This is a genomic window from Rhizobium sp. P40RR-XXII (assembly GCF_012641405.1).
Lineage (GTDB): Bacteria > Pseudomonadota > Alphaproteobacteria > Rhizobiales > Rhizobiaceae > Rhizobium.
On record NZ_JABAII010000013.1, the window covers coordinates 1 to 22,163 of the forward strand.

Annotated in this window: 19 protein-coding genes and 1 pseudogene; 7 read left to right on the forward strand and 13 right to left on the reverse strand. The window is 61.5% G+C overall.

Translation table 11 applies throughout. The features are described from left to right. Nucleotides 1-143 (forward strand): annotated as a pseudogene (locus HGP16_RS22425) (IS5/IS1182 family transposase); the annotation flags it as partial. 41 nt (nt 144-184) lie between these two features. Here the strand turns inward: HGP16_RS22425 and HGP16_RS22430 are convergent. Further along, complete coding sequence (locus tag HGP16_RS22430; protein ID WP_168842205.1) at nt 185-979, reverse strand: FadR/GntR family transcriptional regulator; 795 nt, start codon at nt 977-979, stop codon at nt 185-187. A gap of 418 nt (nt 980-1,397) precedes the next feature. Between HGP16_RS22430 and HGP16_RS22435 the strand changes: the two genes are divergently transcribed. Next, nucleotides 1,398-2,861: a DHA2 family efflux MFS transporter permease subunit gene (locus tag HGP16_RS22435; protein WP_205927552.1), complete on the forward strand. Its 1,464-nt coding sequence runs from the start codon at nt 1,398-1,400 to the stop codon at nt 2,859-2,861. Between the two features lie 21 nt (nt 2,862-2,882). Here the strand turns inward: HGP16_RS22435 and HGP16_RS22440 are convergent, their stop codons facing one another. Continuing rightward, the gene (locus HGP16_RS22440) at nt 2,883-3,023 is read right to left on the reverse strand and encodes a hypothetical protein (RefSeq protein WP_168842206.1); all 141 of its coding nucleotides are present in this window, start codon (nt 3,021-3,023) and stop codon (nt 2,883-2,885) included. A 249-nt stretch (nt 3,024-3,272) separates the two neighbouring features. Here HGP16_RS22440 and HGP16_RS22445 point away from each other — a divergent pair, with 249 nt between their 5' ends. Together HGP16_RS22445 and HGP16_RS22450 are read left to right on the forward strand one after the other, a co-directional pair. Further along, complete coding sequence (locus HGP16_RS22445) at nt 3,273-4,319, forward strand: NAD(P)-dependent alcohol dehydrogenase (protein ID WP_168842207.1); 1,047 nt, start codon at nt 3,273-3,275, stop codon at nt 4,317-4,319. A gap of 172 nt (nt 4,320-4,491) precedes the next feature. Next, the gene (locus HGP16_RS22450) at nt 4,492-6,234 is read left to right on the forward strand and encodes a cation:proton antiporter (protein WP_168842208.1); all 1,743 of its coding nucleotides are present in this window, start codon (nt 4,492-4,494) and stop codon (nt 6,232-6,234) included. 4 nt (nt 6,235-6,238) lie between these two features. Here HGP16_RS22450 and HGP16_RS22455 read toward each other — a convergent pair whose 3' ends face one another. Both HGP16_RS22455 and HGP16_RS22460 read right to left on the reverse strand, forming a co-directional pair. Beyond that, nucleotides 6,239-7,150 carry an acetamidase/formamidase family protein gene (locus tag HGP16_RS22455; protein WP_168842209.1) on the reverse strand — a complete coding sequence of 304 codons (912 nt, stop codon included), beginning with the start codon at nt 7,148-7,150 and terminating at the stop codon, nt 6,239-6,241. A 139-nt stretch (nt 7,151-7,289) separates the two neighbouring features. Beyond that, the gene (locus tag HGP16_RS22460; protein ID WP_168842210.1) at nt 7,290-8,240 is read right to left on the reverse strand and encodes a GlxA family transcriptional regulator; all 951 of its coding nucleotides are present in this window, start codon (nt 8,238-8,240) and stop codon (nt 7,290-7,292) included. Between the two features lie 85 nt (nt 8,241-8,325). On the opposite strand from HGP16_RS22460, the gene HGP16_RS22465 reads away from it, so the two are divergent. From HGP16_RS22465 to HGP16_RS22475, 3 genes are all read left to right on the forward strand, one after another. Beyond that, complete coding sequence (locus HGP16_RS22465) at nt 8,326-9,015, forward strand: DJ-1/PfpI family protein (RefSeq protein ID WP_168842211.1); 690 nt, start codon at nt 8,326-8,328, stop codon at nt 9,013-9,015. Nucleotides 9,016-9,338: 323 nt separating this feature from the next. After that, on the forward strand, nt 9,339-10,271 hold the full coding sequence (locus tag HGP16_RS22470; protein ID WP_246703409.1) for an alpha/beta hydrolase: 933 nt from the start codon (nt 9,339-9,341) through the stop codon (nt 10,269-10,271). Between the two features lie 359 nt (nt 10,272-10,630). Then, nucleotides 10,631-11,464, forward strand: a complete 834-nt coding sequence (locus tag HGP16_RS22475; RefSeq protein ID WP_205927553.1) for an alpha/beta fold hydrolase — start codon at nt 10,631-10,633, stop codon at nt 11,462-11,464. 85 nt (nt 11,465-11,549) lie between these two features. On the opposite strand, the gene HGP16_RS22480 is transcribed toward HGP16_RS22475, so the two are convergent. The 9 genes from HGP16_RS22480 to HGP16_RS22520 form a co-directional block, all read right to left on the reverse strand. Then, a complete protein-coding gene (locus HGP16_RS22480; protein WP_086005378.1) occupies nt 11,550-11,723 on the reverse strand; it encodes a hypothetical protein in 174 nt (57 codons plus the stop codon). Nucleotides 11,724-11,863: 140 nt separating this feature from the next. Then, on the reverse strand, nt 11,864-12,370 hold the full coding sequence (locus tag HGP16_RS22485; RefSeq protein WP_168842214.1) for a hypothetical protein: 507 nt from the start codon (nt 12,368-12,370) through the stop codon (nt 11,864-11,866). A 64-nt stretch (nt 12,371-12,434) separates the two neighbouring features. Next, the gene (locus HGP16_RS22490) at nt 12,435-13,466 is read right to left on the reverse strand and encodes a CorA family divalent cation transporter (RefSeq protein WP_168842215.1); all 1,032 of its coding nucleotides are present in this window, start codon (nt 13,464-13,466) and stop codon (nt 12,435-12,437) included. 137 nt (nt 13,467-13,603) lie between these two features. Continuing rightward, nucleotides 13,604-16,261 (reverse strand): nitrate reductase, encoded by a 2,658-nt coding sequence (locus HGP16_RS22495; RefSeq protein ID WP_168842216.1) that lies wholly within the window; start codon nt 16,259-16,261, stop codon nt 13,604-13,606. Next, complete coding sequence (nirD, locus tag HGP16_RS22500; protein WP_168842217.1) at nt 16,261-16,608, reverse strand: nitrite reductase small subunit NirD; 348 nt, start codon at nt 16,606-16,608, stop codon at nt 16,261-16,263. The genes HGP16_RS22495 and nirD overlap by 1 nt, the downstream gene beginning before the upstream one ends. Before the next feature lie 10 nt (nt 16,609-16,618). Beyond that, nucleotides 16,619-19,069: a nitrite reductase large subunit NirB gene (gene nirB / locus HGP16_RS22505; RefSeq protein WP_168842218.1), complete on the reverse strand. Its 2,451-nt coding sequence runs from the start codon at nt 19,067-19,069 to the stop codon at nt 16,619-16,621. Between the two features lie 4 nt (nt 19,070-19,073). Further along, nucleotides 19,074-19,871 (reverse strand): ABC transporter ATP-binding protein, encoded by a 798-nt coding sequence (locus tag HGP16_RS22510; RefSeq protein WP_168842219.1) that lies wholly within the window; start codon nt 19,869-19,871, stop codon nt 19,074-19,076. A gap of 10 nt (nt 19,872-19,881) precedes the next feature. Further along, a complete protein-coding gene (gene ntrB, locus HGP16_RS22515; RefSeq protein WP_168842220.1) occupies nt 19,882-20,778 on the reverse strand; it encodes a nitrate ABC transporter permease in 897 nt (298 codons plus the stop codon). A 34-nt stretch (nt 20,779-20,812) separates the two neighbouring features. After that, nucleotides 20,813-22,111, reverse strand: a complete 1,299-nt coding sequence (locus HGP16_RS22520; protein ID WP_168842221.1) for a CmpA/NrtA family ABC transporter substrate-binding protein — start codon at nt 22,109-22,111, stop codon at nt 20,813-20,815. Between the last annotated feature and the right edge of the window lie 52 nt (nt 22,112-22,163).

Here is a 22,163-nt window from a genome sequence, read left to right on the forward strand (position 1 = left end):
ATCTCTACGCCCAGCGCCACCTGATCGAGTGCTGCTTCTCCAGACTCAAGCAGTTCCGCAGGGTCGCTACGCGCTTCGAAAAAACCGCCGAAAACTACCTCGCAGTCGTCACTATCGCAGCAATCGTCCTATGGATCAGATAACTGTCCACTCTTCCTAGCCCGCAAGGGCAAGTTGCGGTGCCTCAGAAGCCGTAGTCGCGGGCAAGCCACGCATCCAGCAGATTTCGCGATGCCTTGATTGCAGCGTCCGTATCCTGCGCGATGATGGCGTCGAGGATGGCCTTGTGAAGGGGCAGCGCCCGCTTTTGGCCCTCGGCTATGTCTTCCTGGCCGGAAAGCGTGCGATTGGCGTAGATCCCGACGGCGATCAGGTCGATCAGCTGCGAATAGATCATGTTGTGCGTGGCGGCGAAGATCGCCGTATGAAAGCGCAGGTCGGCGTCGGCATTGCTGTCGACGTCGCCGATGGTGGAAACCATTTCCGCATAAGCGGAGTTCATTGCGGCAATGTCGCTCTCGCTGCGGCGCAGAGCCGCGCGCGCCGTGGCTTCCGGTTCGAGCGCCAGCCGCAAGTCCTTGATCGAACGCATGATTTCGACCGACGGGCCTGTTTCGTAGTACCATACCATGACATCCGTATCGAGGTGATGCCAGTTGGCGCGCTCCTTGACGCGCGTGCCGACGCGGGTCTTGATCTCCACCAGCCCCTTGCCGGCAAGGCACTTCATCGCTTCGCGAATGACGGTGCGGCTGATGCCGAACTGTTCGACGAGATCCGGTTCGTTCGGCAGTGTCGTGCCGACGGGATAGTCGCCGCGGATGATACGTCGGCCGAGTTCATGGACGAAATAACCGAAGACGCCGCGCCGCGGGATCGTACCGTATTTTCGCACAAAGGCGTCGAAGGGCGATTGCGTTACGATCAGTTTCGACTCCGGCGTGGCCGGGATGGTCAATGCGTCGTGGCCATGTTTCATTATGCGGCTCTTGTTCCTTATTGATGCGCCGTCGCGAAGACACTCGTCAGCTTACACTGCATTTCGAGACTTCAAGCCGGTGTCTCGGCTGGTTTGGGGCTGTTCCATATTGTTATGGCGTCGGTCCTGTTGTTCTTCCTGCGGCATTCTTCCGACGAAAAACCCTAGCATGTCTTGCGCATGCATGCCTACTAGCGGCCGATTGATCGCTTTGTTCACCAACATGAACCTGCCGAGGCGCTTTGCGCGGAGCGCGTTTGGATCGAGAAAGCACTCGGCTTACCGATCAAATTGCGCACCGTCCGCCTCGCGAAACGTGATCGCTTAATCGATTGATGGGACGATTTCGACTATCGTAAACGTTACCGAACCGGTTAAATGCATGCGGGATGCGAGGAGGATTCGGAGTTGCTGATCGATGAATGACATGTCCAGGCCCGGGCAGCGGGAGGAAGCGCGGGAGGCTGGCTCCCGCTCGCTGTTGATAGCACTGCTCGTGGCCGGCGCCTTCTTCATGGAAAACCTGGATGGCACTGTCATCGCGACCGCCTTGCCGCAGATGGCCGTTTCCTTCGGTGCCCGCCCGGTCGATCTCAATATCGGCATGAGCGCCTATCTGCTGACGCTTGGTGTTTTCATTCCCATCAGCGGCTGGATCAGCGATCGCTTCGGCGCCCGTCTGGTCTTCACCACGGCGGTCGTCATCTTTACGCTGGCTTCGGTCCTGTGCGGCTTTGCCAACGGCGTCGGTTCCTTCGTTGCCATGCGCATTCTGCAGGGCATCGGCGGGGCGATGATGGTGCCGGTGGGCAGATTGGTCGTCTTGAACAACACGCCGAAGGATAAGCTGATTTCGGCGATCGCAACGATCACCTGGCCGGCGCTGGTGGCGCCGATCCTCGGGCCGCCGCTCGGCGGCTTCATCACCGATCACGCAAGCTGGCGCTGGATCTTCTTCCTCAATCTGCCGCTCGGCATTCTGGCCTTCGCCTTCTCGCTCACGCTCATTCCCGAAACCAAGAGCACGGCGCGTCCCCCTTTCGATTGGCTCGGCTTCGCCATCAGCGGCATCGGCCTGGCGAGCCTGATGTATGGGTTGGAGCTGATCGGACGCCCCGATCCCGCATGGCTGCAAGCATGGGCCTATGTGATCGCCGGCTTCATCCTGCTTGCCGTTGCCGTGTTTCATTTTCTGCGGACGGAGCATCCGCTCATCGATCTCTCCGGGCTAAGGCTGCCGACCTTCGCCATCACCATTTCCGGCGGGTCGTTGTTCCGCACGGCCATTGGCGCCGTGCCCTTCCTCCTGCCGCTGATGTTCCAGGTCGGCTTCGGGCTCAGCGCCTTTCACGCGGGCATGCTGACCTTAGCCGTTTTTGCCGGCAATCTGGCGATGAAGCCGGCGACGACGCCCATCCTGCGCCGCTTCGGCTTCAAGCCGGTGCTGATCGTCAACGGCATCCTCAACGCCATCTTCATCGCGGCCTGCGCGCTGTTTTCGCCCGACACCCCTCTCTGGTTTATCTTGCCGGTGCTGTTCATCGGCGGCATGTGCCGGTCGATGCATTTCACTGCGCTGAATACGATCGCTTTTGCCGATATTCCGCCCCAGCAGATGACGGGCGCCAATACGCTGTTCAGCACGGTTTTTCAGCTGACCATGGGTATGGGTATCGCCGTCGGCGCCATCGGCATCCGCATCGGCCAGGCGATCAGTGCGCCGCTCGGTGCAAGCGGCATCGTTGCCATCGAATTTCGTTTGGCCTTCGTGATGCTGGGCATCATTGCGCTGTTTGCCGTGCTGGACTGCCTGCCGCTGGACCGTAGGGCAGGCGATAACGTCTCGCGCAAGCCGAAGCTGGGCGCTAGGAAGGCGGCGTAACGATCATGTATTGCGAGGTGGTCAGTGCGGGTATTCGATGATGTTGTAGTGCAGCAATATCGCGGGTATCGCCATCAGGATGATCAGAAGCATTGCGAAGCTTGCCGCACGCAACATCTTCATCCGGCGGGCGCGCTGACCGGTCCAATCATATACTGTCATAATGAGCCCCTCCTTCTCTTTAATTATTAGAAGGCAAGAAATGGAACTCCAGTCAATATTGGCAATAGGGAGCTAACTAATAAGAAATGTCTAATATTGGCGCCAATAATGAGCGGTTGACTGCAAGAATGCGGACTTCATCGGCATCGCGTAAAGATCGTTTTGTGACGCCGGCTCACACGTTATAACGGATAAAGATTTCGTCCCTGTGTCAGCGGGGCGTTGGTTGCTTGGAAAGAGGAAGAGGCGATGAGCAAGATGCGTGCCCTGGTTTTGGAGCGTCAGCATGAACTGTCGATCCGTGATATCGATCTGCCGCAGGAGGTTGGGCCGGGCGAGGTCAGGATCAAGATCCATACCGTCGGCGTCTGCGGATCCGACGTGCATTACTATACGCATGGCAAGATCGGCCCCTTCGTCGTCAACGCGCCGATGGTGCTCGGCCACGAGGCTGCCGGCACGGTGGTCGAAGTCGGCGCCGGCGTGACGCATCTGAAGGTTGGCGACCGGGTCTGTATGGAGCCCGGCATCCCCGATGCCAACTCCAAGGCGAGCCGCCTCGGCATGTACAATGTCGATCCCGCCGTCGCCTTCTGGGCAACGCCGCCGATCCATGGCGTGCTAACGCCCTTCGTCGTTCATCCGGCCAATTATACCTTCAAGCTGCCTGATAATGTCAGCTTTGCTGAGGGCGCCATGGTCGAGCCCTTCGCTGTCGGCATGCAGGCCGCGACCAAGGCCCGGATAACGCCCGGCGACACCGCCGTCGTTCTTGGTGCCGGCCCGATCGGCATCATGGTGGCGGTTGCAGCCCTTGCCGGCGGCTGCGCGCGGGCGATCGTTGCCGATCTGGCCCAGCCAAAGCTCGATATCGCCGTCCAGTATCAGGGTGTCATCCCGGTCAACATTCGTGAAAGGGACCTGGTGGAAGAGGTCAATCGGCTCACGGACGGCTGGGGTGCGGATGTCGTCTTCGAATGCTCGGGTTCGCCGAAGGCCTGGGAAACCGTCATGACGCTGCCGCGTCCCGGCGGCGTCATCGTTGCCGTCGGCCTGCCGGTCAATCCGGTCGGCTTCGATGTTTCCACGGCATCGACCAAGGAAATCCGCATCGAGACGATCTTCCGCTATGCCCATCAGTATGAGCGTTCCATCGCACTGATCGCGTCCGGCCGCGTCGATCTGAAGCCGTTGATCTCAGAGACCTTCGCCTTCGAGGAGTCGATCAAGGCTTTCGATCGTGCGGTCGAAGCCCGGCCGACTGACGTCAAGCTGCAGATCGTTCTGGATCAGTAAGCTCTAATTGCAACTTCGCCTTGCCTTGAGGCTGATATCCAGCCCCGTGTATCGGCAAGGCGATGTTTTTCCTGAGTTGCACACGATCCGGTAGACGGCCCGGCAAAAGCGATGCTAGGTAGCCTTCAACAGAGGGAATAGGCTTTAACGCCGTGAAACGGGAAGGATCGCCGTGCCGCACGACGTTGCATTGATCGCATTGATTGCCGCGGGCTTCGTGTTCGCGGCCATTTTCGGCTATCTGGCCGACAGGCTGCACCTGCCGCCGCTGGTCGGCTATCTGGTGGCTGGCGTCATTATCGGCTCGTCGACACCGGGCTTTGTCGCCGACGTTTCGCTGGCATCGCAATTGGCTGAGATCGGCGTCATCCTGCTGATGTTCGGCGTCGGCCTGCATTTTTCCGCCGCCGACCTTTTGGCGGTGCGCGGCGTCGCCATTCCCGGCGCCATCGGACAGATCGCAATCGCAACTCTCCTGGGTGTCGGGTTAACATCGCTATGGGGCTGGAGTGTCGGCGCCGGCGTGGTTTTCGGCTTGAGCCTTGCCGTTGCCAGTACCGTCGTGCTGTTGAAGGCGCTAGAAGAGCGCAACCTCGTGAGCTCAACCAATGGCCGCGTCGCCGTCGGTTGGCTGATCGTCGAGGATCTGGCCATGGTGCTCGCACTCGTCCTTCTGCCCGCCTTTGCCGGTGTCTTAGGCGGTCATGCGGATGCCGGCGAGCATGCCGTTTCCGGCTCGATCTGGCTGACGATCGGCATGACCCTCGTCAAGGTGGCTGCCTTCACAGCCGTTGCGATCTTCATCGGCCCGCGCGTCGTGCCCTGGCTCTTGACCTCGGTCGCCCGCACGGGCTCGCGCGAGCTGTTCACGCTGTCGGTTCTGGCGATCGCGCTCGGCATCGCCTTTGGCGCGGCGGAAATCTTCGGCGTATCTTTTGCGCTCGGCGCCTTCTTTGCCGGCCTCGTGATGAGTGAATCGCATCTCAGCCACAGGGCAGCAGCCGACTCCCTGCCATTGCAGAATGCCTTTTCGGTGCTGTTCTTCGTGTCCGTCGGCATGCTTTTCGATCCGTCGGTACTGATCCGCGAACCGCTGATGATCATCGGCGTGCTGGCGCTGATCATGCTGGGCAAGTCGCTGATTGCCTTCGGCGTCGTGCTGTTGCTGCGCTATCCCGCCAGCATCGGCTTTGCGGTTGCGGCTGGTCTTGCGCAGATCGGCGAATTCTCCTTCATTCTGGCCGGGCTTGGCGTTTCGCTGGGCCTCCTAACGCGGGAAGGGCAGGATCTCATTCTTGCCGGCGCGATCCTCTCGATCACGCTCAATCCGCTGGCCTTCTACGCCACGGAGAGGCTGGAGAAGTGGACCTTTGCCCGCTGGCCGTTCCTGGCGAACAAATACGGCATGGCCAAGCAGGACGGCCTGCGTCGTCAATTGACCGCGATCAACAAGCAGCGCGAGGAGCGGGATCGCCAGCACCATCTCGAGATCGAGCAGCTCATCGAAACCTTCCCGATGTTTGCCGAACTCGATGATAACGAGCATGAGGAGCTGCTGTTGCTCTTCCGGCCACGATCGGCCTCGCCGGGCGACCGCGTCATTCGTATCGGGGATCGCGGCGACAGCATGTTCTTCATCGCCTCCGGTGCCGTCGAGGTGCAGGTGGAGGATGACGAGATCCGGCTCGGCGCCGGCGCCTTCTTTGGTGAAATGGCACTGTTGACGGGCGCACGCCGCACGGCCGATGTCGTCGCCGTCGATTTCTGTCAGCTCTTCGTGCTGGACCGCCGCGACTTCAATCTCTTCATGTCGCGGCATCCGCAATTGCGCGCCGCCGTCAGCCGCATGGCGCGGGAGCGACAGGAGAGCAACGTGTCGCGCCAGCGGCGCGACCTGTCGCAGGATGCAGGCTGAATCCCTAGCGACGCTTCAGCCAGGATTTCGAGACGCGGCAGGCCATGGTATAGGCAGGATCGAAGATGTTGCCGACATCATAGCGCACGACCTGGCCGAGCAGGTGGCTCGCCGCCGTCTTGTCGAGGCCGTAATCGGCGCCGAGCCAGCGCAGCATTTCGCTGGTGGCATGCTGCAGCGCCTGGTCGAGCGGCCGGGCATTGCCGATGGTGAAGATATCCTCTACCGTCTCGCCGCGCGGCCAGACGATCGTCTTTTTCTTCTCCACGCTCAGGCGCACCGTCACCTCGAAGGTGGTTTCGATGCCCGTACCGACGATCTCGCCGTCGCCTTGCACCGCATGACAGTCGCCCAGAAAAAAGAGCGCGCCGGGTGCTGATACCGGAAACCAGATGGTCGTGCCCGGCCCGAGCAGGCGATAATCCATATTGCCGCCGAACTCACCGCTGGTCGCGGTCGATATGGCCTGGCCAAGCGACGGCGCGACCCCGAAGCAGCCGATCATCGGCGACAACGGCAGAGTAAGGCTTTCGAGACCGGCGACGGGTTCGGCCAGCCGCGCTGTCAGAGCTTCACGATCGATCCGCCATATCACCTTTTCGCTCGCGGGCAGGGAGCGGACGTCGTGCGGGTCGACGACATTGCTCGCGACCACGCTGCGGGTGAAGCCGGTATCGCGCGTCGGCACCATGGTCAGGATATCGACTTTGAGGGAATCGCCCGGCTCCGCGCCCTCGACGAAGATCGGCCCGTTCATCGGATTGGGGCCAGAGATGCGATTGATGTCGTCCTTGTCGTAGCCGGCGGCGTCGAGCGTTTCGGTGATAACCGTATCGCCGTCGGCGACATGCAGGGCCGGCGGCAGCGAACCGATGACATTGTGATAATGGGTGGGGTCGAAACGGTGCGTTGCCATTTTGCTTAAGCCTTGTGTCGAATCCTGTTGCGGCAGCCTATGACGACTCCGCGCGTCTAGGAAAGAGCGCCGCGACGATATTTGTGCGATGGCCACCTCGCTCGGGACGCGAGCAAGTACCCGCCATTGCAGGCTCGCCTCAAGCGAAATGATCGCGAAATGCCTGCGGCGTGGTGCCGAATTTCCGCATGAAATTACGCCGCATGGTTTCTTCCGAACTGAAGCCGCAGCGCATGCGCGCCTGATGAACGGTCAGGCCTTCTTGCAGCATGTGGCGGGCTGCCTCGATGCGGATTTCTTCGACGGCTCGCGCCGGTGTCCGCCCGGTTGCTTTCAGATAATGGCGCGAAAAGCTGCGCGCGCTCATATTCGCCTGCCCGGCGAGCGCCGGCAGGGAAAGATCGGCGCGCAGATTGTCCATGATCCAGCCGTGCAGGCGGTCGAAGCGTTCGCCACCGTCCTGAAGCCTAAGCGCCGCACTGAATTGCGCCTGGCCGCCTGGCCGCTTCAGGAAGACGACGAGTGCGCGGGCAACTGAAAGCGCCAGGGTGCGGCCAAGATCGGCCTCGACCAAGGCGAGGGAAAGATCGATACCGGCAGTCACGCCCGCAGAACTCCAGATCTGCCCGTCCTGAACGAAGATCGGATCGGGCTCGAGCTTCACATGCGGAAAGCGCTTGGCGAATTCTTCGCAACGGTTCCAATGGGTCGCCGCCCGGCGCCCGTCCAAAAGACCGGCTTCCGCAAGCAGAAAGGCGCCGCTGCAGACGGAGGCTATTCGCCGGGCACTCGCGGCTCGCCGGCGCACCCATTCGATCAGGCCGAGATTGTCGCAGGCTTTATTGACACCCCAGCCGCCGGCGATGATCAATGTGTCGAGCGGATGATCGGTATCGACAAGCGGCGCGGTCATGAGCGCGAGACCCGAGCTCGTTCGGGTCTGAGTGTGTTCCGCGACCACGACGGCCTCGTAGGGTTTCGGCCGATCGAGCTCGAGCGCTGCCTCGTTGGCGCTGGTGAAAACCTGCAGCGGGCCGGTGATGTCAAGCAGCTGCGCATTGTCAAAGGCGAGAATTTCGATGCGGCGCATGATTGGCAAGAAATGACGGTGGTTTGGCAAATGTGCCAGATCGTTGTCGCATAAGCTCGCAAAAGTCAACCATCGGAGACATATCATGACCATTCGCTTCGGCCTGCTTGCCTTTCCAGGTGTCCAGCAACTCGATCTGACCGCACCCTATGAGGTATTCGCCTCCATGGATGATGCCGAGGTGCATCTCGTCTGGAAGGATCTCTCGCCCATCGTTTCGGCAACGAAGCTGGTGCTGCAACCGACGACGACCTTTGCCGAATGCCCGCCGCTCGATGTGATCTGCGTGCCTGGCGGCGGCGGCGTCAATGCGCTGCTGGAGGATGACGCGGTCCTCAGTTTTATCCGGAAGCAGGCAGCCCAAGCCCGCTTCGTGACATCGGTATGCACAGGCTCCCTCGTCCTCGGCGCGGCTGGCCTGCTCAAGGGCAAGAAGGCGACGACCCATTGGAATGCGTGCGATTTCCTCGAGAATTTCGGCGCTATCGCCACGCCGGGGCGCGTCGTGCGGGATGGCAATGTCTTCACGGCGGGCGGCGTGACTGCCGGCATCGATTTCGGACTGACGATCGTTGCCGCCTTGCGTGACCGGGAGGAAGCCGAAGGGATCCAGTTGTCGCTGGAATATGCGCCGGAGCCGCCGTTTCATTCCGGATTACCCGAGAAGGCCAGCGCCGAGGTGTTGGCCAGAACCAAGGCACGCCTTGCCGGCTCGAGGACGGCGCGGCAGGCGATCATGGCTCGTCTTGCGGCTGCCGGACACGAGCCCGGGTGAGCACCGGTTTGTCCACCGGCACTGTCACCTCGATGAAATGGAGCGCCGATAGGGAGGCGATCGTCGATTGATCATGTCGAGGTGGTGATGGGCAGGCGGAAGAATGGAATTCCAGTTTCACGTCGCCCATCATGCTTGACACAAATAGCTTTTCTGCGACCGTGGGATCATGACAGCGTCCCCGGCCTTACTGGGAAAAGGCTCATTTGATGAACGAATTCCGATCATTTCACTGCGTGTCACGCTTCCTCAAAGCGCTGACAATCCTGATCAGTGCAGGCCTTTGCTCGATACCGCCGGCGACGGCTGCCGAGGCGTCCGAGATGGCGCCGCAGACCAAGGCTTCGAGCGAACAGGTGGAAAAACTCATCGGCACATTGCGTGACAGCAATGCCATGTCAGGCCCGGATCTTGGTCAGCGGCGTGCCGGTTTCGAGAGGCTCATGGCGTCGACGCCGGATCCGTCGCGCGTGCAGATACGGCGCGTCGATGCCAATGGTGTGGATGGTGATCTGATCTGGCCGGCGCGATTGCATCATCCGATCGGCCGGCGCGCCATTCTCTACCTGCATGGCGGCGGCTTTTACAGCGGCTCGCTCAGAACGCATATCAACATCGCCGGCGCGCTCGCCAAGGCGGCGTCGGCCGATGTCTTGCTGATCGATTATCGCCTCGCACCGGAAAATAGCTTTCCCGCGCAAAGAGACGATGCAGTTGCCGCCTATCGCTGGCTTCTGACGTCGGGATACAAGCCTGGCAATATCGTCGTTGCCGGCGAATCGGTCGGCGCAACCTTGGCTATCGAGATCGTCCTCAACCAGCTCCATCTGAGGGGCGCGCTTCCCGCGGCAGTCGTCGCAATGAGCCCCGTCACCGATTTTGCGGCAACGGGTGCCTCGCTGGCGGCCAATGCATCCGAGGATCCGTTCATGGGCAAGGACGAGCTGAGCCTCATCCGCAATGCATTCGTTCGGGATCGATCCCCCGACGATCCGGACATATCGCCGCTCTATGGCAATTTCTCCGGCTTTCCGCCGCTGCTGATCCAGGTCGGCTCGCGCGAGGCGCTGCTCGACGACAGTACGAGGCTGGCGGACAAGGTGCGTCAGGCAGGCGGTAGCGTGAATCTGGAAATCTGGCCGGGCATGATCCATCAATGGCAGATTTTCCCCTTCTGGCTCGATGACGCAAGAAAGTCGAATGCGAGAGTTGCGGAATTCGCGATATCGCATTTCGCTGACAAGCCGGTGCAATAGTTTTCATGCGCAAGGACATGCCAAGCCTTGATCCGTCTGAGATCGAGGAACGGCGAGTGTTTGCTTTTGCCTGTCCTTGTGCTGTCATCACTGTGTCATTTGTTTATCGCGATAAATGATTGTGGAGCAGTTTTTTGGGTAGACAAAACGAACGAAAGGTTTTATGCAGATGCTTATCGCGATAATAAATCGCATAATAACTTTTTATGGAGATTGAAATGAGCCAGTCGATCCCTCAAGCTACTCGTCGGGGCGTTATGACAGCCGGGCTCGGCCTTGCCGCCGCTGCAGCCGTCGCTCCCTTCGCTCAACCTGCACAAGCCTCTACAAAGCAACCAACTTCGAAAGGTAAGGACACAATGAGCAGCAGCACGATTACCACCAAGGACGGCACGCAGATCTTCTACAAGGATTGGGGAACAGGCCAGCCGATCGTCTTCCATCACGGATGGCCCTTGAGCTCCGACGATTGGGACGCCCAGATGCTCTTCTTCCTCCATCAGGGCTACCGCGTCATCGCCCATGACCGTCGCGGCCATGGCCGCTCCAGCCAGACGGAAACCGGCAACGAGATGGATACCTACGCCGCCGACGTGGCCGCGCTTACCGAGCATCTCGACCTCAAGGGCGCCATCCATGTCGGCCATTCCACGGGCGGCGGCGAAGTTGCCCGCTATGTGGCGCAGTATGGCGGTCATGGCCGCGTTTCGAAGGCTGTGCTGATCGGAGCCGTGCCGCCGATCATGGTCAAGTCCGAGAAGAACCCCGGCGGCTTGCCGCTGGAAGTTTTCGATGGCTTCCGTGCGGCACTTGCAGCCAATCGCGCTCAGTTCTTCCGCGATGTTCCCGCGGGACCGTTCTATGGCTTCAACCGTCCCGGCGCCGTTGTGTCGCAGGGCATTATCGACAATTGGTGGCGTCAGGGCATGATGGGCGGCACAAAGGCCCATTATGATTGCATCAAGGCCTTCTCGGAAACCGATTTCACCGAAGATCTGAAGAAGATCGAAGTGCCGACGCTCGTCATGCATGGCGACGACGACCAGATCGTGCCGATCGCAGATTCGGCCCTTCTTTCCTCGAAGCTGCTGAAGAACGGCACGCTGAAGGTTTACAAGGGCTTCCCGCACGGCATGGCCACCACCCATGCGGATGTCATCAATGCGGACTTGCTGGCCTTCTTCAAGGCCTGATGCAGTCTTGAAACTTGAAAACAGAGCGCCCGCCAAAAGGCGGGCGCTTCACAGCCTGCCGAGTGCTGTTACCGCCTCTGCCGCTTCAGCTATCGAGTTTCAACGAAAGCTGAACGGCGCGTGGCAGGGGCGGTAGCGGCCGGCTGATTTCCACACGGCGCGTCCAGTTGGCGCGCCGTTCCTGTTCGCGCTCCCGAAGTGCCTTCGAGACAGCGACAAAGGTCATTGCACGTTCGATGACTTGTTCGGCCTTGGTCATGGATATCTCCATTTGTTCACTTTATGTTCTCATATTGGGCGCACGAAGTCAAGCAAGCCGGGCATTCGGGCGGATTGGCACCTTCCGGCGTTTCCAATATCGATGTCCGCGACGATCAGAGGATCGGGCCATCTCGGCCGCTATTGCCGGCGCAGGTTGATTTCACTGGTGACGATGGCTTTGCCCGAGGTCTGATCCTTGTCGACGGTCCTCAGCGTCAGCTGACCGCTGCCTTGCCGGTCGATGGTCATATTGGCATCCCGGTCGCCATTGACGAGGCGTGCCCAGCGCACCGACAGGTTGATGACATCACCCTGCCTGCTGCCCGACAGCTGCGACGTTGCGCCGGACGGACCGGTATAGGTGCCGGAATATTGGGTTCCTCGGGCCGTGAGCTGGGCCGAGATCGCGCGATTGATGATGAGAAGGCCGCGACAGTTCCCCGTCATCGAAATCGAGGCGCCCGGTGCACTGATGTTGAACCAGCAGGAGACGCCGATCAGCGAGCTGCCTATCTTTCGAAGCACCTTGCCGGTCCCCGTCCAGCTGCCGTTCAATGGTTTTAGAAATCCGCTATCGTCTGCCGCGGCGGGTATTGCGGCATGAAGCCCGGTAAGGATTGCGAGAAGGCATGCCTGTCGGCGCATGGGAACAACCTTTTCACGCGAATTGACGGAGAACGCCGCAAAGACATCGCCGGTTCCGCCGCGGTCACAGCCAATTGATGCGCTTCAGCACATAAAGGGTAATGACGGAGGTGATGGCGACCAAGGCGACGATGATGATGAATGCCCAGGTGTCGTTGACGCCCGGAATGCCGCCGACATTCATGCCGAAAAGGCCGGCGACGACGCTCGGCGGCAGGAGGAGGGCGGCCAGTGCTGCGAGCCGGTTTGAATTGCGGGCGATGCGTTCGCTGATGACGGTCGAAAGGTCGTCGTGCAGAATACCCGTCCGGTCGCGGATCGCGTCGAGATATTCGATGCAGCGCATCAGCTTGTCGATAACCTCGCGCATTCGAAGCTTGTCGCGGTCGGTAAGCCAGGGCGCGTCGTCGTGCTCGATGCGATTGAGAGCATCGCGCTGCGGTGAAAGATAGCGCCGCAGCTGCACGGCTCGCCGGCGAAGCAGCTTCAGACGCTCGCGGACCTCGGCGGCCTCGCCATGGAAGATCAGCTCATCCAGCTCGTCCACCTCTTCATCCATCTGATCAAGAACGGGCTCCAGGTCCCTCACAAGCTTGTCGCTGACGAGCGCCAGCAATTCGCCGGTGCGCTTCGGCCCCTTGCCCTTTTCCAGCGCCTGGCGGATATCGCGAAGGGCTGTGATGTAATGCCCGCTGTCGCGGAACGTCACGACACGGTCCTCGTCCACCCAGGCATGCAAGGGCACGAGGTCCAGCTCCGCCGCCACTCCCTCGACATCCTGAGGAGGGGCGGCACATACGCCGCGAAGGATGATCAGCAGGCCGTCGTCAACCGGCTCCACGCGCGGGCGGGATTCGTCTTCCAGCAGCGCATCGGCAACGAGCGGATCGAAGCCGCCACTGCTGATTACCCATGCTGCCGCGGCATCGTGATTACGCTCGAGATGGACCCAGAGGATGCCATCCGCCGGCTTCCAGTTCTGCAGGCCGGCGGCGCCGATCTCGCGACAGCCGCCATTGCCGTCGAGAAGAACCGCGAAACGTATGCCGGGCTCGACGCCGTAGCTGAGTTGAACCTTCTGGCCTGCGACTTCCATCCGCTCCCATCCTCCCCCGAGCATAAAAGAAAGCGAAATCATGCGTCTATTTTTGATAGTTCTAGCACCGCGCGGCTTGGGGCGGAACTGGAGTCTGTGACGAATGATCGTATTCGCGGGATTTCAGGGCGGGGCGATTACTCGGCCGCCGCAGCAAGACAGCCGTCGATGATGGTGCGGATCTCGGCGCGGCAGGAGCCGCAATTGGTTCCGGCATTGAGCTCCTTGCCGACGGCTTCGACGCTATGGCAACCGCCGCGAATGACGGCGACGATCTGATTGACGCCGACGCTGAAGCAGGAGCAGACCGTCGCGCCGGCGTCGATGGTATCGGCTCCGGGTCTGCCGGCGATCAAAGCAAACCGCTTGCTGAGATTGCCATGCGATGCCGAAAGCTGGGCGATCGCCCAGTTCCGGGCCACGGCGACGGGCTGCCGCGCGACGAAGAGGGCCGCAAGTAGTCGGTCGCCGTTGAAGAAGGCAAGGCGCAAATCGCCGGAGGCCTGATCGGCATAGCCGAGCGGTTCGAGATCGGCAGGTATGTCGAATGTCGATCGACACCAGCCGATCCAGTCGTCGGGCGCCAAATTGAATGCAAGTTCCGTCCGCCAGCCGCCATCGGCCTTGGCGAGCGCCCAATAAGCGCTGTCGAGGTTATGTGGCTTTGCGGCGGAGACTGCGAAGCAATAATGCGATGCCAGGAAGCGCCGGGCGCGGACCGCGACATTCTTCGAGGCCGGCTGGCCGGAAACCGGATCCGTGACCGGGGCGACCACGGCGTCGATGCGGGCTTTGGCGGCAAAGCTGTCGTTCCAGTGCATCGGCACGAACAGGCTGCCGCGCGCCTGCCGCTCCGTCACCAAAGCGCGCACGATCACCTTGCCATGCGGGCTTTCGATCTCGACCAGGCTGGCTTCCGTAACCCCGATCTCGATCGCGTCACGCGGATGGATCTCGGCAAACGGCTCGGCGATATGGGCCGAAAGCCGCGCGCTCTTGCCGGTGCGTGTCATCGTATGCCAGTGATCGCGAACGCGCCCGGTATTGAGGGTGAGCGGAAAGCGGCTATCGGTTCGATCGCTCGCCAGCGGTTCTAAGGCGAGAAAGCGCGCCTTGCGATCGGGATGATAAAACCCGCCATCTGCGAAGAAGCGCGTCGCCCTCGGCGCTGACCCGGCAGGCTGCGGCCACTGGAAGGGTAGGAGTGCGTCATAGTCCTTGGTCGTGATCGCTTCATGAGCACCGATGTCGAAATCGCGGCTGCCGGCATTTTCGAAGCCGGAGAGGCCGGCGTGCTCGGCGAAAATCTCCGCGTTTGTCCGAAAGGCGAAGGCCTGGGAAAATCCCATGCGGCGACCAACCTCCGCCATTTGCCACCAGTCGGGTCTGGCCTCGCCGGGCACTGCCAGAAACTGGCGCTGCCTGGAGATCCGCCGTTCGGAATTGGTGACGGTGCCGTCCTTTTCACCCCAGCCCAGTGAAGGCAGCAGCACATGCGCATGCCGCGTCGTATCGGTCTCGCGCAGAACGTCGGAGACGACGACGAAAGGACAGGCCTTAATGGCCGCCTCGACGGCATCGGCGTCCGGCATGGAGACGACCGGGTTCGTTGCCATGATCCACAATGCCTTGATGCGGCCGTCGGCGACGGCGCGAAACATGTCGACTGCTTTCAATCCCGGCTTGGCGGCAATTCGGGGCGATTGCCAGAAGCGCTGCACCCGGTCGCGATCTCCAGCGCTCTCGATCGCCATGTGTGCGGCAAGCATGTTGGCGAGCCCACCGACCTCGCGGCCGCCCATGGCATTCGGCTGGCCGGTCAGCGAGAAGGGTCCCGTGCCGGGCCGGCCGATGCGGCCGGTGGCGAGATGGCAATTGATGATGGCGTTGACCTTGTCGGTGCCGGATGAGGATTGGTTGACGCCCTGGCTGTAGCAGGTGACGACCCTCTCGGTCGCGGCAAACAGCCGGTAGAATTCGCGCAGCTGCATGGCGGGCAGGCCCGTCAGTTCAAGCACGCGGCTAAACGACAGGGAGCTGGCGGCAGAAAAAGCCTCGGCAAAGCCGCCTGTATGTTCGGCAATGTAATTCTGGTCGATGGTGTTGCTTGCGATCAGATGTTCGAAAAGGCCCAGGAAAAGGGCAACGTCGCCATCCGGCCGGATCGCCAGATGCAGATCGGCGATATCGCAGGTCATTGTCCGGCGTGGGTCGATAACGACGATCTTCATCGCCGGGCGCGCCGCCTTTGCCGCCGCCAGCCGCTGATAGATGACCGGATGACACCAGGCGAGATTGGAGCCGGTGAGGATGACAAGGTCGGCAAGCTCGATATCCTCGTAGGTGCCGGGCACCGTGTCCGAGCCGAAGGCGCGGCGATGGCCGGCGACCGAAGACGACATGCAGAGCCGCGAGTTCGTATCAATATTGCCCGAGCCGATGAAGCCCTTCATCAGCTTGTTGGCGACGTAATAATCCTCCGTCAACAGCTGACCGGAGACGTAGAAGGCAACGGATTGAGGCCCATGCTCGGCAATCGTCTCGCTGAAGCGTTTGGCGACCAGATCAAGCGCCTCGTCCCAGCTTGCCCTTTGGCCGGCAATTTCCGGATGGAGCAGGCGACCGTCGAGATCGATCGTTTCGGCGAGGGCGGAGCCCTTCGAGCACAGGCGCCCGAAGTTGGAAGGGTGGTCAAGATCGCCTTTGACGGAGACTTTGCCGTCTTCATCGACCCTGGCAATGACGCCGCAACCGACGCCGCAATAGGGGCAGGTGGTTTTGACCTCCGCTTCCATCACTCCGCCGCCATCATCAGGCTTTCGAGTGCGATGAAGAGAGCGCCATCTTCGTTGCGGACGGGAATGGTTCGCACCTCGCCCTGATCGGCTCCAAGCGCCTTGCCGGTTTCGAGCGAGATCACCCAGTTGTGCAGCGGGCAGGTCACGGCCGTGCCGTGAACGATGCCCTGGGAGAGCGGGCCGCCTTTGTGCGGGCAGTGATCCTCGATGGCGAAGACCTCGTTTTCGGCCGTGCGGAATACCGCAATCTTGCCCTGCGGGGTTTTCACGCAACGCGCGCCGCGCAGCGGAATGTCGGCGATATTGCCGATTGCATGCCAGCTTTCCTTTGGCCAGGTCGTCATACCCATCTCCTCACTCGGCGGCCTGCGGGAAGCCGATGGTCGCCATCGGCTTGAACTCGTGCTTGTCCTTGCCGGAAACGCGTTCCGACCAGGGATCGACTTGCGCGAATGTCTGGCTGAAGACGAAGCGCTCGTAATAGGCCTTGCGCTTTTCCTGATCCTGCATGATCTGGCGACGGATCTCGTCAAGGCCGATGCGCTTGGCCCATTTATAGATGCGTTCGAGATAGCGGCCCTGCTCGCGGTACATTTGCGTCAGCGCCACGATATGCTCGAGTGCCTCGTCCTCCGTCTTGACGAGACCCAGAACCTCCGTGCCCTTGATGTCGAGACCGGCCGCACCGGCGAAATGGATTTCGAAGCCGCTGTCGACGCAGATGACGCCGATGTCCTTGCAGGTTGCCTCGGCGCAATTGCGTGGACAGCCGGAGACCGCCATTTTGAGCTTGGCCGGCGTCCACGAGCCCCACATGAATTTCTCGATGCGGATGCCAAGGCCGGTCGAATCCTGCGTGCCGAAGCGGCACCAGTCGGAGCCGACGCAGGTCTTCACCGTGCGCAGGCCCTTGGCATAGGCTTGCCCTGAGATGAAGCCGGCTTTGCCGAGATCGGCCCAGACGGCGGGCAGATCCTCCTTCTGCACGCCGAGCAGGTCGATGCGCTGCCCGCCGGTCACCTTCACCATCGGGATTTCGAACTTGTCGACGACATCGGCAATCGCGCGCAGCTCGCCCGAGCTGGTGACGCCGCCCCACATGCGCGGCACGACGGAATAGGTGCCGTCCTTCTGGATGTTGGCGTGAACGCGCTCATTGATGAAGCGCGACTGATAGTCGTCGGCATATTCGTCCGGCCAGTCGCAGACGAGGTAGTAGTTCAAGGCGGGACGGCACTTGGCGCAGCCGCAGGAGGTTTTCCATTCAAGTTCCTGCATGACGGCGGGAATGGTCTTCAACCCCTTGGCTTTTATCAGCCTCCTGACATCGTCATGGCCAAGCTCGGTGCAGGTGCACATCGGCTGGACGGCGGCCGGATTGTAGCTGTCGCCAAGCGTGATCGACATCAGCTGTTCGACAAGGCCGGTGCAGGAGCCGCAGGAGGCCGAAGCCTTGGTGTGGGCGCGCACGTCGTCGAGCGAGGTCAGGCCCTTGGCCGTGATCGTCGAGGTGATCTTGCCCTTGCAGACGCCGTTGCAGCCGCAGATTTCCGCATCATCCGGCAAGGCTGCAACGGCCGCCATAGGGTCCAGCGGCGACCCTCCCTGATAGGCCTGGCCGAAGATCAGGGTTTCGCGCATCTGCGAGATATCGGTCGCCTTCTTCTTCAGGTCGTTGAACCAGGCGCCGTCGGCCGTCTCGCCGTAAAGCACGGTGCCGATGATTTTGTTGTCCTTCAGCACCAGCCGCTTGTAGACGCCGGCCGCCGCGTCGCGCAGGACGATCTCTTCGCGGTCGTCGCCATCGGCGAAGTCTCCAAGCGAAAACAGATCGATGCCCGTGACTTTCAGCTTCGTCGGCGTATCCGAATGCACGAAGGCGGCGCTCGCGTCACCGGCCAGATGCGAGGCGGCGACACGCGCCATCTCGTAAAGCGGAGCGACGAGGCCATAGACCATGCCGCCGACTTCGGCGCATTCGCCGAGTGCCATGATGGAGCCGTCCGAGGTCTGCATGCCGTCGTCGACGACGATGCCGCGGTTGACGGCGATGCCTGCCTCCTTGGCAAGGCCGATATTGGGGCGAATACCAACGGCCATGACGACGAGCGTGGCGGGGATCACGCGCCCATCGTCGAGCTCTATTCCCTCGACCTTGCCGTCACCGATGATCGCCTTGGTATTGGCCTTGGTGATGACCTTGATGCCGCGCTCCTCGACGGCCCTTTGCAGGAGATAGCCGGCGGCCGGATCGAGCTGGCGTTCCATCAGTGTCGGCATGACGTGCAGAACGGTCACGTCCATGCCGCGGGAGGCAAGGCCCGCCGCCGCTTCGAGACCGAGCAGGCCGCCGCCGATGACGATCGCCTTTTCGCGCGATTGGGCGGCAAGCAGCATCGCCTGCACGTCGTCGAGGTCGCGATAGGTGATGACCCCGCGCAGTTCCTTGCCCGGAACCGGAATGATGAAGGGGACGGAGCCGGTCGCGATGACAAGCTTGTCGTAGCTCTCGGTCACGCCATGATCGGAGGTGACGGTCTTTGCCACCCGGTCGATGGCGACGATCTTGTGCCCCTTGTACAGGGTGATGCCGTGCTTGATGTACCAGCCGTCGCCGTGGATGATGATCTGCTCATAATCCTTCTCGCCGGAGAGGACCGGCGACAGCATGATGCGGTCGTAATTGACGCGCGGTTCGGCGTTGAAGATCGTGACCTCATAGAGGCCGGGCGCCTTTTCAAGCACATGCTCCAGCATGCGCCCTGGCGCCATGCCGTTGCCGATGATGACGAGTTTCTGGGTCATGGTATCACTCCGCGGCTTCCACGAAGCGGTGGCGTTCGTAGAGGAACTTCAGCACGGCTTCGCGGCATTTGAGGTAGGTCCGGTCTGAAGCAAGCTCGATGCGGCTGCGCGGCCGAGGGATCGGCACTTCAAGGATATCGCCGATATGGGCAGCTGGACCGTTGGTCATCATGACGATGCGGTCGGACAGCAGCACCGCTTCGTCGACATCGTGGGTGATCATCACCATGGTGCTGCCGAGGCGGGCATGGATTTCCATCACCGCGTCCTGAAGATGGGCGCGGGTGAGCGCGTCCAGCGCGCCGAAGGGCTCGTCGAGCAACAGGATCTTGGGCTGCATGGCGAGCGCCCGGGCAATGCCGACGCGCTGTTTCATCCCGCCGGATATTTCCGAGGGACGCTTGTCCTTGGCATGTGCCATCTGCACGAGATCGAGATTGCGCATGACCCACTCATGGCGCTCGGCCTTGCTCTTCGTGCCGCGAAAGACCTTCGAGACGGCGAGGTTGACGTTTTCGTAGACGCTGAGCCACGGCAGCAGGCTATGGTTCTGGAAGACCACGGCCCGATCCGGACCCGGCGCGTTGACCTCGCGGTTTTCGAGCAGCACCGCACCGGCCGAGACGGGCGTGAGGCCGGCAATGAGGTTGAGCAGGGTCGACTTGCCGCAGCCGGAGTGGCCGATGATCGACACGAATTCGCCCTTCTCGATGACGAGTTCGATGCCCTTCAGCACTTCGGCACGCTGGCCGCCGCGATCGAAATATTTGTCGATATGATCGAGCTTCAGATAGGCGCTCATCCTGTTCTCCTCAATTGCTCGTCATGCCGCGGGTCACGACGGCACCGAGGCCCGCGACCAGACGATCGAGGACAAAGCCGGTGACGCCGATGTAGGCGAGGGCGACGATGATGTCGGGCAGGCGCGAGGAATTCCACGCATCCCAGATGAAGAAGCCGATGCCGACGCCGCCGGTCAGCATTTCGGCGGCGACGATCGCAAGCCAGGAGAGGCCGGCGCCGATGCGCAGTCCGGTGAAGATGTAAGGGGCTGCCGCCGGCACCATGATGCGGAAGAAGAATTCGATCTGGTTCAGCCGCAACACCTTGGCGACGTTGCGATAATCCTGCGGAATGTTGCGAACGCCGACCGCCGTGTTGATGATGACCGGCCAGATCGAAGTGATGAAGATCACGAAGATCGCCGACGGATTGGAATTCTGGAAGGCCGCGAGCGAGAGCGGCAGCCATGCAAGCGGCGGCACCGTGCGCAGCACTTGGAAGATCGGGTCGAGGCCGCGCATCGCCCAGACCGATTGCCCGATCACCGCACCGACCAGAACGCCGGCGACGGCCGCTAAGCCGAAGCCATAGGCGACGCGCTGCAGCGAGACGAGCACGCGCCAGGCAAGCCCGATATCCTGCGATCCGTTGTAGAAGAAGGGGTGGACGATGAGGTCGTAGCTTTCCTGCCAGACCTGGGAAGGCGGCGGCAGGCTGGCGCCCGGCTGCTCACAAAGCAGCTGCCAGATGGCGAGCAGAAGCACGAGCACCACGAGGGGCGGCAGGACGCTGCGCAGGATGGAGGCGACAATGCGGCCCGGCTCGATGCGGCGGGCGGGACGGGCCGCCAATGTCACGACATGGCTCTTTGCGGGGGCAGGCGCTTGCGCAACGGCGGCTTGCTGTTTGCGGGCGGTTACCGACATTGAACGAATCCTTCTTGGGAGAGAGCGCCGAGCATCACGACGCCACCTTGATGGAGAGGCTTTCGAGGTAGGCACTTGGGTTTTCCGGATCGAAAACCTTGCCGTCGAAGAAGGTCTCCTTGCCGCGCGAGGTCGATGCGGGAATATCCGATGCGGCAACGCCGAGATCCTTGGCGGCATCGCGCCAGATATCCTGGCGGTTCACCTGGCCGACCAGTGCCTTGATATCCGTATTGGGCGCGAACTTGCCCCAGCGGATGTTCTCGGCGATGAACCAGGCGTCATGGCTCTGGTAGGGATAGGAAACGCCGTCCTTCCAGAACTTCATGTAGAGATCGGTGCCCTTGGCGACCCGGCCGTTGCCGTAATTGATATCGCCCTTGAGGCGGCCGAGCACGTCCTTGGGCGGCACGTTGAACCATTGCCGCTTGCCGAGGATGGTGGCCATCTCCTCCTTGTTGTCCATGCTGTCGCACCATTGCTGCGCCTCCATGACGGCGATCAGCAGGGCCTTGGCGGCATTCGGATTTTTCTCGATCCAGTCGGCGCGCATGCCGAGGGCCTTTTCCGGGTGGCCCTTCCAGATTTCGCCGGTCGTGCAGGCGGTAAAGCCGATGCCCTGATTGACGAGCTGTTCGTTCCAGGGTTCGCCGACGCAGAAGACGTCCATGTTGCCGACCTTCATGTTCGCCACCATCTGCGGCGGCGGCACGACGATGGTCGAGACGTCCTTGTCGGGATGGATGCCGCCGGCGGCCAGCCAATAACGGATCCACAGATCATGCGTGCCGCCCGGGAAGGTCATGGCGGCCTTGATTTCCTTGCCCGCGGCTCGTTTCGCGTCGAAGGCGGCCTTCAGCTTCGATGCGTCGAGCTGGACGCCGGTTTCCGCATATTCCTTTGCGACCGAAATGCCCTGGCTGTCGTAGTTGAGGCGGGCAAGGATCGCCATCGGCACGGGCTGGTTGTTCTGCGTCACCTTGCCCGTGTGCATGAGGTAGGGGAGTGGCGAGAGAATGTGGGCGCCATCGATGCCGTTTGCCGCTCCGCCGAGCACGAGGTTGTCGCGCGTCGCGCCCCACGATGCCTGCTTGGCCACATCGACATTGGGAAGGCCATGCTTTTCGAACAGGCCTTTTTCCTTGGCGATGACCAGCGGCGCGGCGTCCGTCAGGGCGATATAACCAAGCTTCGCATCCGACACTTCAGGTCCGGCGGTAGCTGCAAAGGCGCCGGAGGGGAAAGCCGTCCTGACGGCGCCGATCAAGGCTGCCACGGCGGATGTCTTCAAAAGGTTTCGGCGCGTAACACTACCGGACAGGATCTTCTTCACTTGCAGTTCCCCTTTTTGCGCGTGACGCATGGATTTCGGACATAAAAAAACG